The organism is Bradyrhizobium sp. AZCC 1588, assembly GCF_036924735.1.
GTDB lineage: Bacteria > Pseudomonadota > Alphaproteobacteria > Rhizobiales > Xanthobacteraceae > Bradyrhizobium.
This window is the reverse complement of sequence record NZ_JAZHSC010000001.1, coordinates 6,595,987-6,608,642: the sequence shown is the minus strand read 5'-3', so window position 1 is coordinate 6,608,642 and position 12,656 is coordinate 6,595,987. Positions and strand designations below refer to the sequence as shown.

The following is a 12,656-nucleotide window of genomic DNA, read 5'->3' as shown; positions in this document are numbered from 1 at the left end:
GTCTCGGGACCCTGCGTCTCGGGCGGGCGGCAATGTTTCGTCCGCCACCGGCCGACGAAACAAAACTCGGCCCGGACGAAACCATTTTCCGCGCCCGCGAAGACGGCCGGAAACTTGTGCCCCCTACAAGTCCGGCCAACGAAACGACGGGCCGCGAAGGCCCATGACAGGGGACCGTCATGATCAAGGCTTTTTCCGCCATCGCTGCAGCCGCTTTCATCGCCGCCGCGATGACCGTATTGCCTGGCTTTGCCCCCCAGGTCGAAGCCAGCGTGCCGCATGCGCTTGCCAAGGGTGACCGCCTGGATATCCGCACCGCGGGCAAGGATTGCTCGCAGCAGGCCTGGCCGAACTTTGAAGCGTCCTGCCTCCGCGCCGCCGGCTCCAAGGCCGTGGTGAGGGAAGCCCGCCTGGTGACCGCCGACCGCACCCCGTAACGGCGCAGTTTTCGTTCAGCTTAACCTCCAAGGAACGCTCGAGTGGCGAGTAGGGATGCCCCCCTGCTCGCCATTGTGCTTTCTAGTCACTAATGGAGGTCGCTTGGAATTGCGCTAGCAACTTGAGCTAGCGCCCCCCACGGCTCTTTGTCGGTGGGCGAGGCCAGGGATGGCGTGCTGTTGAAGGCTGCGGTAGACTTCCCATGCGACGAGTGACCATCCCTCTCTTGTGGGAGGTCGATTTGGACATAGCGGATTGGCTGCGCCGCCTCGGATTGCATCAGTACGAGAGCGTGTTTCGCGACAACGACGTAGACGCGGAGACCCTGCCCAGCTTGACGGCAGACGATCTACGCGAACTCGGCATCACATCGGTTGGCCACCGCAAGAAGCTACTCTCGGCAATCGCCGCACTATCCCCAAGACCTGGCAAGAATCCGGAGGACGATCGCGGCCCGCCGCCAGCCGAGGCCAGCGCTTCACGATCGTCGACTAAAGCGCGGCCCGCCGAGCGCCGTCACCTGACGGTGATGCTCGTCGACCTCGTCGGCTCGACCGCCCTGGCGGTGCGGCTTGATCCCGAGGACATGCGAGAGATCCTTACGACCTATCACCAGACGGTTGCAGCGGAGGTGGTCCGCTTCGGGGGATATATCGCAAGATTAATGGGAGACGGAGTCCTCGTCTATTTTGGTTGGCCCCAAGCGTATGAGGACGCGGCCGAACGCGCTGTTCGCGCCGGACTTGCAATCGTGGAAGCTGTGGAGAGCCTCCAGGAGCGAGTAAGCGGCGCCCTTGCCGCGCGCGTCGGAATCGCGACCGGGCTGGTCGTGGTTGGCGACTTCGTCGTGGAAGGAGCCACCCAGGAAGAAGACGTCGTCGGTATAACCCCCAACCTCGCCGCGCGCTTGGAGCAACTGGCTGAACCCGGTGCTGTGGTGATCTCCGAGAGCACGCGGCGCCTTCTTGGCGGCTGGTTCACAATCATTGATCTGGGACCGCAACAGCTCAAAGGGATCGAGGCCCCAGTACAGGCTTTCCGCGTTGTTGGCGAAGCGACGGCCGAGGGTCGGTTCGAGGCCCTGCGGCGGTCCGATATGGGCCCGCTGATCGGTCGCGACAACGAACTCGCCCTGCTTCTCGACCGATGGGAGATGGCGAAAGGCGGCGAAGGTCAGATCGTGCTGCTGTCCGGCGAGGCCGGCATCGGCAAGTCGCGAATTGTGCTCGCGCTTCGTGAACGCCTGCGAACCGAACCTCGCTTCCGGATCGGGTATTATTGTTCGCCGCACCATGTGAACAGCGCGCTCTGGCCAGTTATCGCTCAGCTCCAGCGCGCGGCAGGGCATCTCCACGAGGACACTCCTTCATTGAAGTTCGAGAAGTTGGAGCGGCTTCTCGGCCAGGCCGGCGAGTTTGGCGAGGACGCGGTGCCGCGGCTCGCCGAGGTGATGGGGCTGCCGCTCGATGGAGGCTACGTGGCACCGGCAGGGACGCCGCAGGAGAAGAAGGCGCGGCTGTTCGGCATTCTCCTGGCGCAGATGGAGCGGCTTTCGCGCCAGCGGCCGATGCTGATGGTGCTGGAAGACGCGCATTGGCTCGATCCGACCTCGGAGGAACTCTTCGAACGTATAGTCGACAGGATCCGCGGTCTGCCGATACTTCTCGTCGCAACTTTGCGACCCGACGTGCCTACGCCGTGGACCAACTTCCCGCACGTCACGTTACTGAGCCTCAACCGCCTCGGACGGCCAGCATGCCGAAAGCTCATCCAAATGGCGGCGGGCGAACGATCGCTGCCGCCGGTCGCGATCGAAGCCATTCTTTCCCGCACAGAGGGCGTTCCGCTGTTCGTCGAGGAATTGACGAAAGCCGTCCTTGAAGCAGCGATCTGGAAGACGACAGGCGTCGATGGCGACCTCGAGCTTGACGGCCCCCTTCCGCCACTTGCTATCCCGGCGACGCTGCAGGATTCGCTGATGGCGCGCCTCGATCGCCTAGCTCCAGCACGCGAGGTGGCCCAAATCGCCGCCTGCATCGGTCGGGAGTTCGAGGAGGATGTCGTCGGCGCGATTGCCGGATATCCCCAACCGCAGCTGTCTGCGGCGCTCAGCCAACTTTGCCAGGCTGGACTGATCCAGCGAGGCGGAATGCCGCCGCGGCACGCGTACAACTTCAAACACGCGCTCGTCCGTGACGCGGCCTACGCTACCTTGCTCAAATCATCCCGTCAGCAACTCCATGCGCGCATCGCGCAGGCGATTGAGCGATTGCGGCCAGAGATCGCAGCGGGCCAGCCCGAGATTGTCGCCCATCACTTCATTGAAGGCGGCCTGCCTGACCAGGGGGCAATCTATCTGCTGGCCGCCGGTCGGCTGGCAAAGGAGCGGCACGCCGCCAGAGAGGCGGTCACCCAGCTTGAAACGTGCCTGCGGCTTACGGCCCGCCATCGGGAAAACGCGGCGCCGACCGATCGGCGCACCGAGCGCGAGTGCCTCCTGATGCTGGGTGACTTGGCCGGCGTCGACGATGACCTTGACCGAGCGAACAACTACTACGAGCGCGCCATGGCGCTCGGCGAATCCGACGCCGACCGCGACCGTGCGCGCAACTGCATTCACCGCGCCCGACACGCGGTGCGGAACGGCGCGCGGCTCGTCTTCTACGAGCACGGCAGCGGCGAGCCGTCGATCGTATTCATCAATCCGATCGTATACGGGCTGGCGACCTTTGAACCGATTCTCGAGCGGCTTTGCCAAGAATTCCGTGTCATCACCGTCGACTGCCGGGGCGCCGGACGATCTGACCCTCTGGTGCGGCCATACGGCATTGGCCAACACATGGAGGATCTGCGGACGATCATCCAGGCGGCCGACGCCGCCCCGATCGTTGGCGTGGGCATCTCGCGCGGCTCCAATCTGCTTTTCCAGCTTGCCCATAGGCACCCGGAACTCGTCGGAAAGATCATGACGGTAGGCACGCCGTTGACCGGAGCGAACGGCTTTAATCCGGATTACATGGCGCTTTTTGAGGTGGCGCTTCGCGAGATGGCGCTGCGTGAGGACGGATATAGTCGCGGCGCCATTGAGGAATTGGTCAGCTTGCACAATCGCTACGTCTACACCGAGCCAAATACCGAAGAGTTGCGGCGGATGGCTGCGGAGCGCGTCTGCCGATTGCCAATCGAAACGATCCTCAGCTTTTACGATCCGGATCCGGACATGGACATCGTACCACTGCTTGAATCGATCGCCGTGCCAACGCTCGTCGCCCACGGTCGAGAAGACCAATTGATTCCCCACACCGCGAGCGAATTCATCGCCTCCCGCATTCCGGGTGCGCAGCTTTATATGTTTGAGGGCAAGGGCCATAACCCGATGTTCTCGGCCACGAACGAGTTTTGCGATGTGCTTCGCAATTTCGTTCGCACGGGACGCGCGGAAAGAACGTCTCGAGGAGCGCTGGCGGCGTGAAGGCGAAGCCCGGTTAGTGGCGAATAGCGATGCCAGCGCGGGCGATCCGCCCTCTGCTCCCAGCGCCCTGGCAAACTCGTTCGGAACCACGGTCGCCGCAACGGTTTGATGCACTTCGGAAGCGATCACGCCGTAACTGTCTCGCGGCCAGCGCGCCCCCATAGCACGGCTTCAAAAGTCCCGCGGCCGCGCTTGACGGATTTGTGCATATCAATCAGATGGCCGGGCATATTGACAGGAAGGAAACAAGCGCGTGGCCAGCACGATGTTCGACAGCGCCCTCTATCGCGACGTTTTCTCGACGCCTTCCATGCGAGCGGTGTTTTCCGACGAGGCGCTGCTCGAGGCCTATGTGCGGGCGGAAGTAGCGCTTGCCACCGCGCAGGGCGAAGCCGGCGTGATTCCGCGCGATGCGGCCGAGGCAATCGCGCGGCAGGCGCCAGCGATCGCGCTCGATATCGAGCAGTTGAAGCGCGATACCGAGAACGTCGGCTACCCGATCGTCGGTCTAGTCCGCCAGCTATCGGAGCGACTCGGCGAAGCCGGCCGCTATCTGCATTGGGGGGCGACCACCCAGGACGTCATGGATACCGCGACCGTGCTGCAACTGCGCGAAGCGGTCGCGCTGATCGAAGCGCAGCTCGGCGAGGTCATGGCAACTCTTGCCAATCTCGCCCGCCTCCACCGCGATACCCCGATGGCCGGCCGAACCCATCTTCAGCAGGCCCTGCCGATCACGTTCGGGCACAAGGCTGCGATCTGGCTCTCGGCGCTGCAGCGCTCGGCCGATCGGCTCGAACAGGTCAAGCCTCGCGCCCTTCAGGCGCAGCTCGGCGGCGCGGCGGGAACGCTGGCGTCGCTCGGCGATCGCGGACTGGATGTACGTGCCGCCTATGCCCGCGTGCTCGGCCTGGGAGAGCCCGACATCACCTGGCACGTCGCCCGCGACGGACTTGTCGAACTGGTGCAGACGCTCGCCGTGATCTGCGGCGCACTCGGCAAGATCGGCTACGACGTCATGATCCTGATGGCGACCGAGATCGGCGAGGTGTTCGAGCCGTTCTCCTCGCATCGCGGCGCATCCTCGACCATGCCGCAGAAGCGCAACCCGATCTCCTCGGAAATCCTGCTGGCGAACGCGAAGGCGTCGCGCGACGCCGCTTCGCTGATGCTGGACGCCATGGTGCAGGATCTCGAGCGCGCCACCGGGCCCTGGCATTGCGAGTGGCTCGCTTTGCCCCAGGTCTGTCTTCTCACCGCTGGCTCACTGGCGCAGGCGCAATTCATGCTGTCCGGCCTGATCGTCGATCCCCTGGCGATGAAGCGAAACCTGCAATCCACGCGCGGGCTGATCGTCGCCGAAGCTGTGATGATGGGACTCGCGCCCGCGCTCGGGCGCCAGCTTGCCCATGACGAGGTCTATGCTGCCTGCCGCGACGCGTTCGACCGTGGCGACGCGCTGCTCGATGCCCTGCTGCGACGCCCGGCCATCGCATCCGCGCTACCGCGCGATCGGCTCGCCGCCTTGTGCGAGCCGTCAAATTATCTCGGCACAGCAGGAGCGATGGTGGACCGCGTGCTCGCACGTCACAGCAAGCGATAAGCACGATCGATAAACATCGACGCGTTAGCGCACGGCAGCGTATTGACGCGAATGGCCAGGAGCCGACTATCGGATCGGAACCGAGCTCGCCTCTTTCGGAACTCCTGCAGGCGGCAAAGATCCCTTTGGAGCGCGCACCCGATCTGGTAGAATGCGCAGGAGCGAGGAGGAAGCCGTGGACGAGCTGGAGCGCTGGCTGGCGCCGCTTGGCCTGGTGCAGCTCGCACCCGCGTTGCGGGCGAACGATGTCGATCTCAATATCCTGCCTGAGCTGAGCGAGGCGGACCTGGAGAAGCTCGGCCTCTCGCTTGGCCAGCGCAAGAAGCTATTGAAAGCGGCCGCATGCCTGCCACAGCCCTCGAAATTGGCAGGCCCGAGCGCCGCGTCGGCGCCAAGCCTCAGTGCCGTCTCCTCTGCCGAACGTCGGCAGCTTACGGTGATGTTCTGCGACCTCGTCGGTTCGACCGCGCTATCGGCTGGTCTTGACCCCGAGGACCTACGCGAGGTGATTGGCGCCTATCACCGCTGCGTAGCTGAGACGGTCGCCCGCTTCGACGGCTTCGTCGCCAAGTACATGGGCGACGGCGTACTGCTTTATTTCGGCTATCCGCATGCGCACGAGGACGACGCCGAGCGAGCGGTGCGCGCCGGTTTGGCCCTTATCGACGCCGTCAACCAACTGCAAACACCCGAGCGTCTTCGGGTCCGGATCGGCATCGGCACAGGGCTTGTCGTGGTCGGCGACCTCATTGGCTCGGGCGAAGCACAGGAACGCGTCGTGGTAGGCGAGACGCCCAACCTCGCGGCGCGCCTGCAAGCTCTTGGCGAGCCGAACACCATTGTCGTCGGCCCCACGACGCGCCACCTGCTGGGTGATCTTTTCGAGTACCGTGATCTCGGCACGGTTGCGATGAAGGGCTTCCCGCAGCCGGTCCGAGCCTATCAGGTGCTGCGGTCGAGCGCCGTCGAGAGCCGGTTTGAAGCTTTCCATTCGGCCGGTTTGACCCCGCTGGTCGGTCGCGAGGAGGAGATCGAACTGCTGCTGCGCCGGTGGCAGCGCGTGACCTCTGGGGAGGGCCAGGTGGTGCTGCTCTCAGCGGAGGCCGGGGTCGGGAAATCGCGGCTCGTGGCGGCCCTCCAGGAGAAGCTCCAGGCCGAACCATACTCGCGCCTGCGCTGTTTCTGCTCGCCGCACCACCAGGGCAGCGCTCTTTACCCCGTCATCAAGCAACTGGAGCGGGCGGCTGGGTTCACCAGGGATGACCCACCGGCGGTCAGGCTCGACAAAATCGAGGCGCTGTTAACTGGCACAGCGAGTGCCGCCGAAGACATGCCGCTATTGGCCGAGCTGCTGTCGTTGCCCTGCGACCGCTATTGCCCGGTGTCGCTCAGTCCGCCAGCGAAGAAGGAGCGCACGCTTCAGGCGCTGGTCCGGCAAATGGAGGACCTGTCTCGGCGCAACTCCGTGCTGTGGGTCTTCGAAGATGTGCACTGGATCGACCCGACCTCGCTTGAGCTCCTGCAGGTGACGGTCGACCGCGTGCAGCAGCTGCCGGCGCTGTTGCTCCTCACCTTCCGACCGGAGTTCCCGCCGCCATGGGTTGGCCAGCCGCATGTCACGATGCTGACGCTTGGTCGCTTGAACCGCCGCGACACCGCAACCCTCGTGGAGCGGGTAGTCGGCGAGAAGGTGCTGCCCCGCGCGATCGTCCACGAAATCGTCGACCGCACGGACGGCGTGCCGCTGTTCGTGGAGGAACTGACCAAGGCTGTGCTAGAAGCGGGAGCCGAGGGGGAAGGCAAGGCCGTGCTTTCGCGAACCTCGCCAGGTGCACTCGCTGTCCCGGCTACCCTGCACGCCTCGCTCCTGGCCCGTCTCGACCGTCTCAGTCCGGAAGCCAAAGAAATCGCCCAGACCGGCGCCGCCATTGGCCGGGAATTCTCCGACGATCTGATACGGACCGTGTCGCCACTGCCGGACGCGCCTTTGCAGTCGGCCCTCGACCAGCTCGCCGCGTCACAGTTGATTTTTCGTCGTGGCTCATCGGTGTACAGCTTCAAGCACGCCCTCGTTCAGGACACCGCCTACGGCACACTGCTGCGCGGCAAGCGGCAACCGCTGCACGCGCGCATCGCACGGGCCCTCGAGGATAGCTTTCCGGACATCGCGGCTACCCAGCCGGAGGTGCTTGCGCACCACTTTACCGAGGCTGACCTCACGGAAATTGCTGTGGCCTACTGGCGCAAGGCTGGCCAGCGCGCTGCCGAGCGCTCGGCACACGCGGAGGCGATCGCGCATCTCCGCAAGGGGCTGATGCTCGTCGATCGGGTCGCCGAGCCTGCGGAACGCGCCCGCCGCGAACTCGACCTGCAGCTCGTGCTTGCGCCGGTGCTGATCGGCACCAAGAGCTGGTCGGCACCGGAGGTGGAGCAAGCATACCTGCGTGCCCGTGACCTATGCCGGCAAGCCGGCGATGCGGCGCAGCTCTTTACCGTGAGCTGGGGGTTGTGGCTCGTTTACCAGCAACGCTGCGAGTTCAAGACGGCTCGCGATCTGCTGGGCGAGCTGTTCGCACTCGCCCGAGAGAGCGCAGATCCGGCGCTCCTCCTGCAGGCGCATCACGCTGCATGGACAACCCTTCTCAATCTCCCGGAGCTGACCACGTGCCGTGCGCATCTCGAGGCGGGATTGGCGCTCTATCGGTCGGACGCGTACGCTGCCCATAAGTTCCTCTATGGCAGCCACGACGCGGCTGTCTGCAACCGATACACCGCCGCCGCCACGCTGTGGCCGCTTGGTTTCCCCGAGCAGGCGCTTGCCACGGCGCGCGAAGCGGTGAGGATGGCGCGGGAGCTTTCGCATCCCTTTAGCCTTGTTCTCGCCCTGGTGTTCGCGGCGATGATCTACCAGCATCGGAGGGAAGCTGAGCCGGCCCGCGAGCACGCGGAGGCCGCAATCGCGGTGTGCGCCGAGCATGGCATAGCACCGCATCTGGCGGCGGCGGCAAGCGTCTTGCGGGGCTGGGCGATCGCGGTACGCGGACAGGCAGTGGAAGGGATCGCGGAGATTCGCGACGGCCTCGCGGCCGTCCAGCCGACGGGCGTGCGCATCCGTAGGCCCTTCTATCTTGCGCTATTGGCTGAAGCTTCGGCGCGGGCCGGAGAGATCGAGCAAGGATTGACTGCGCTGGCCGAAGCTGTGGCCGCTGTCGAAGAGACGGGCGAGCGGAGATGGGAGGCGGAAATTTATCGCTTGATTGGAGAGCTGACGGTGGCGAGGCCAGGTGGCGACAGGACCGAAGCGGAAGCGTACTTTCGGCGAGCGCTTGACGTGGCCGGTCGCCAGAGCGCGAAGGCCCTGGAGCTGCGCGCCACCACGAGCTTGGCCCGGCTCTGGCGTGATCAGGGCAAGCAGCAGCAGGCCAGTGATCTTCTCGCGCCGGTCTATGGCTGGTTCACCGAAGGTTTCGACACACCTGATCTGCGGGACGCTAAGGCGCTGCTTGATGCGCTCCAGTGACGCTCCTGTATGTCAATCGGCGCCGAGGTTGAACCTAGATCGGCAACGCTCCGGAAATGTCCGGCGTGATCTGAAGTTTGTGCCAATCGCGGCAAAGCACCGGCACGTTGGCAGGCCGGTTCAATTCTGTGACTGGGCTACGGGGCCGGCGCTCTCGCGGGGGTTGGAGGCGACTTGCGGCAGGGCAAGGGTGAAAGCATCGACCAGCCGGCGTCGCCAGGGTTGCGTCAGCATCGACAGCTTGCCTTCGAGCAGAGCTGCCCTCTCCCGGGCTCCTACGCTTTCCGTGCTGACTTTAAGCAATTCAGCCAAGAGCTTGTTGGTGCGTTCGCATTCTCTCTCAAAGTCGGCCCGGTGGCCGCTGGCAATCACCTTCATCTCTGCCAGCTCAGTCTGCAGCGTCTCGATTCGTTGCTTTAAGGCGGTGACCACCTGGTGACCGGCCTGCGTTTGCGGCTGACGGGGTATTGGGGAATGGCTGAATTCGCTGAGATCGACCTGGACAAGCGTCTTGCCGTCGTTGGAGCGGGAGCGCGGCCAACGGTGTCGCTTCACCAGAGCGCGGGCAGCCTCTGGGGAAATCTTGAGCCTTTCGCCCAGATCGGCATACGTCAGCATTTCGACGGGCATGATATCCGCTCCCGTTTGGCCGGACGGTCACCACCCGGACACAGCAAATGTGTAGCAATCTATAGTTAATGGCTGGTTTACCGTGGGCTGGAGCCCTGACGCGGCGCGTTGGGCTGAGCATCCAGCTCATCCGGCCTAGGCACCTCGTCATTCCGGGATGTGTGCGCAGCACGCAGGGCCGGAATCCCACGCCGCAAACGCAAATGGCGGGATGGATTCCGGGCTCATCGCATTCGCGATGCCCCGGAATGGCGGTGGACGGCGCTAGCCGCCGTTCCCGTTCACGCCGTTCTCGTCTTCCGAAATATGCTCGACCGATACGACGTGCTCATCCTCCGCCGTATCGAACACGATGACGCCTTGCGTCGAGCGGCCGGCGATGCGGATGTCCTCGACCGGGCAGCGGATGAGCTGGCCCTTGTCGGTGACCAGCATGATCTGGTCGCTGTGCTCCACCGGGAATGAGGCCACCAGCTTGCCGTTGCGGTTGTTGACGCTCATCGCGACGATGCCTTTGCCGCCGCGGCCGGTGGTGCGGTACTCGTAGGACGAGGTGCGCTTGCCGTAGCCGTTGACGGAGACCGTCAGCACCACCTGCTCCTGCGCCGACATTTCGGCGTAGCGCTCCTGCGAGAGCTGGAGCGAACCCGACGTCTCCTCGCCCTCGGCATCAACAGGCTCTTCAACCGCGGTTTCGCCGGCGACCGCGCGGCGCATCTTCAGGTAGGCCGACCGTTCGTCCGAGGTGGTCTCCACATGGCGCAGGATCGCCAGCGAAATCAGCTTGTCGCCCTCCGCCAGCGCAATGCCGCGCACGCCCATCGAGGTGCGCCCCGTGAAGACGCGCACATCGGTGACGGGGAAGCGAATGCACTGCCCGCCGGCCGCGGTCAGCAGCACGTCGTCATGCTCCGTGCAGATCTGCACGTCGACGATCGCTTCACCCTCTCCGAGCTTCATGGCGATGATGCCGGAGCGGCGGACATCGACGAAGTCGGACAGCTTGTTGCGGCGAACGGTGCCGCCGGTAGTAGCAAACATCACGTCGAGATTGCCCCAGGAGGATTCATCCTCCGGCAGCGGCATGATGGTGGTGATGCGCTCGCCCTGCTCCAGCGGCAGGATGTTGATCATCGCCTTGCCGCGCGCGTTCGGCGCCGCCACCGGCAGCCGCCAGACCTTTTCCTTGTAAACCTGGCCGCGCGAAGAGAAGAACAGCACCGGCGTGTGGGTCGAGGCCACGAACAGGCGGGAGACGAAATCCTCGTCGCGGGTCTGCATGCCCGCACGGCCCTTGCCGCCGCGCCGCTGCGCCCGATAGGTCGAGAGCGGCACGCGCTTGACATAGCCGGCGTGCGACACCGTGACCACCATGTCCTCGCGCTGGATCAGATCCTCGTCCTCAACCTCGCCTTCCTGCTCGACGATCACGGTTTTCCGCGGAGTGGCGAATTCGCCTTTCACCGCGGCAAGTTCGTCCTTGATGATCGCCTGCACGCGCGCACGCGAACGCAAAATTTCGAGATAGTCGGCAATTTCCACCGCAAGCTTGTCAAGCTCTTCGGAAATCTCCTCGCGGCCGAGCGCGGTCAGGCGCTGCAGGCGCAGCTCGAGAATGGCCCTTGCCTGCTCCAGCGACAGCCGCGCAGTGCCGTCCGGCGCCATCCGATGTCGGGGATCGTCGATCAGCGTGATCATCGCCTCGACATCCTTGGCCGGCCAGTCGCGCGACATCAACGTATCCCGCGCCGTGTTCGGATCGGGCGAGGTTCTGATCACGCGAATGATCTCGTCGATATTCGCAACGGCAATTGCAAGACCGACCAGGATATGGGCGCGATCGCGCGCCTTGTTGAGCAGGAACTTGGTGCGACGGGTGACGACCTGCTCGCGGAACGCGATGAACAGCGTCAGCAGGTCCCTTAGGTTCATCGTCTGCGGACGGCCGTTATCCAGCGCCAGCATATTGGCCGGGAAGTTCGATTGCAGCGGCGTGAAGCGATAGAGCTGATTCAGCACGACATCGGCCATCGCCTCGCGCTTCAACTCGACGACGACACGGAAGCCGTCGCGGTCGGATTCATCGCGCAGGTCGGCGACACCTTCGATCTTCTTTTCTCGCACCAGTTCGGCGATGCGCTCGACCATGGTGGCCTTGTTTATCTGATAGGGAATTTCAGTGACGATGATCGCTTCGCGATCCTTGCGGATGGTGTCGATCGTCACCTTGCCGCGCATCACGATTGACCCGCGGCCGAGGTGGTAGGCCGAACGGATGCCCTGGCGTCCGAGGATAATGCCACCGGTTGGGAAATCCGGGCCGGGAATGATGTTGATGAGATCGTCGATGCTGAGCGCAGGATTGTCGATCAACGCCACGCAGGCGTCGACGACTTCGCCGAGATTGTGCGGCGGGATGTTGGTTGCCATGCCGACGGCGATGCCGCCGGCGCCGTTGACCAGCAGGTTCGGGAACCTCGCCGGCAGTACCGACGGCTCCTTCTCGGAATTGTCGTAGTTCGGCTGGAAATCGACAGTATCCTTGTCGATATCGCCGAGAACTTCTAGCGCCGACCGGGTCAGACGGGCTTCGGTATATCGATAAGCCGCGGGCGGATCGCCATCGACCGAGCCGAAATTGCCCTGGCCGTCGATCAGCGGCACGCGCATGGAAAAATCCTGCGCCATCCGGACCATCGCGTCGTAAATCGACTGGTCGCCGTGCGGATGATACTTACCGATCACGTCACCGACGACGCGCGCTGACTTGACGTACTTTTTGTCGGGCGTGTGCCCCTGCTCGTACATCGAATACAGAATGCGGCGATGCACGGGCTTCAGCCCGTCGCGCGCGTCCGGCAGCGCCCGCGCCACGATCACGCTCATGGCGTAATCGAGGTAGGAGCGTTTCATCTCGTCGAGAATGGAAACGGGGCGAATGTCGGAGTGCTCCGGCGGCTCGCCGGGCTTGTCGTCTTCGTTGTCGGACAAAG

At 64.2% G+C, this 12,656-nt stretch carries 6 protein-coding genes; 4 read left to right on the top strand and 2 right to left on the bottom strand.

Going from position 1 to position 12,656, the window contains the following annotated elements; all coding sequences use genetic code 11:
- Positions 1 to 179 precede the first annotated feature (179 nt).
- The 4 genes from V1277_RS30740 (at position 180) to V1277_RS30725 (ending at position 9,033) form a co-directional block, all read left to right on the top strand.
- Entirely contained in the window at positions 180 to 437 is a 258-nt protein-coding gene (locus V1277_RS30740) for a hypothetical protein (protein ID WP_334419474.1), read from the top strand.
- A 242-nt stretch (positions 438 to 679) separates the two neighbouring features.
- Positions 680 to 3,910 carry an alpha/beta fold hydrolase gene (locus tag V1277_RS30735; RefSeq protein WP_334419473.1) on the top strand — a complete coding sequence of 1,077 codons (3,231 nt, stop codon included), beginning with the start codon at positions 680 to 682 and terminating at the stop codon, positions 3,908 to 3,910.
- A gap of 265 nt (positions 3,911 to 4,175) precedes the next feature.
- Positions 4,176 to 5,513, top strand: coding sequence for a 3-carboxy-cis,cis-muconate cycloisomerase (gene pcaB, locus V1277_RS30730; RefSeq protein WP_334420498.1), 1,338 nt, complete (start codon positions 4,176 to 4,178; stop codon positions 5,511 to 5,513).
- A 175-nt stretch (positions 5,514 to 5,688) separates the two neighbouring features.
- Entirely contained in the window at positions 5,689 to 9,033 is a 3,345-nt protein-coding gene (locus V1277_RS30725) for an adenylate/guanylate cyclase domain-containing protein (protein WP_334419472.1), read from the top strand.
- Between the two features lie 120 nt (positions 9,034 to 9,153).
- Here V1277_RS30725 and V1277_RS30720 read toward each other — a convergent pair whose 3' ends face one another.
- Together V1277_RS30720 and gyrA are read right to left on the bottom strand one after the other, a co-directional pair.
- A complete protein-coding gene (locus V1277_RS30720; RefSeq protein ID WP_051379188.1) occupies positions 9,154 to 9,663 on the bottom strand; it encodes a hypothetical protein in 510 nt (169 codons plus the stop codon).
- A gap of 264 nt (positions 9,664 to 9,927) precedes the next feature.
- The gene (gyrA, locus tag V1277_RS30715; RefSeq protein WP_334419471.1) at positions 9,928 to 12,654 is read right to left on the bottom strand and encodes a DNA gyrase subunit A; all 2,727 of its coding nucleotides are present in this window, start codon (positions 12,652 to 12,654) and stop codon (positions 9,928 to 9,930) included.
- Positions 12,655 to 12,656: the final 2 nt, after the last annotated feature.